Raw genomic sequence first — 686 nt, 5'->3', positions numbered from 1 at the left:
CCTCGGCGACCACCAGCCCGCCGCCGAGGAACTCCTGCGCCTGTGCGGCGAACAGGGCATCGCCTTCGTCCCCTTCTACGCCATCGCCGGCGACAGCGGCCCGCACGGCGCCACGACCGCCCACGGCGAAGCGGTCCTGGCGGCGGCCCGCGCCCACGGCACGAGCCCCGCGCAGATCCGCCTGGCCTGGACCCTGGCCCGAGGCCCGCACGTCCTGGCCATCCCCGGCACCGGCAACCCCGCGCACCTCACGGAGAACGTGGCGGCGGGAGCCCTCCGGCTGACGGCCGAGGAACTGGACGGCTTGAACGAGGCGCACACGAAGGCGGGGTGAGAGTCCGGCAGAAATGCCGGAGGGGCTATGCGGCCCACACCCCGTCGCGCATCACATGCCGCCCGCGCAGCTCGCGCACCTCCCGCCAGGCCTGGACGTCGCGGGGCCGCACCCTGAAGAACGCGTACGCCGTGCCGTCTTGGCGGGGATCCCACCCCGTCTTCGCGGCGAACGCCTCCACCGCCCCGGCCGGTGGGATTGGTGAGCCGCGTCGACAGCCACAGACACTCCTCGTACCGGACGAACCACAGCGCGACGAGACACGGCACCCCGTCCGGCCCGGCCGTGGCCACCCAGACGTCGGTCTCATGGTCCAGCCGTTCCAGGACGTCCAGCCGGCGCTGCCGAGGGT

1 protein-coding gene and 1 pseudogene are annotated in these 686 nt (G+C 74.1%); one reads left to right on the top strand and one right to left on the bottom strand.

Annotated features, from left to right (window positions below):
- A partial coding sequence (locus tag BZL64_RS36325; RefSeq protein ID WP_208639598.1) for an aldo/keto reductase occupies positions 1-334 on the top strand: 334 nt, incomplete at its 5' end.
- 25 nt (positions 335-359) lie between these two features.
- On the opposite strand, the pseudogene BZL64_RS36320 reads toward BZL64_RS36325, so the two are convergent.
- A pseudogene (locus tag BZL64_RS36320) lies at positions 360-686 on the bottom strand (pyridoxamine 5'-phosphate oxidase family protein); the annotation flags it as partial.

The organism is Streptomyces bobili, assembly GCF_002154575.1.
In the GTDB taxonomy this organism is placed as follows: domain Bacteria; phylum Actinomycetota; class Actinomycetes; order Streptomycetales; family Streptomycetaceae; genus Streptomyces; species Streptomyces bobili.
Note: the sequence above shows the minus strand (reverse complement) of the source record. Positions and strands in the feature narration are given on the sequence as shown.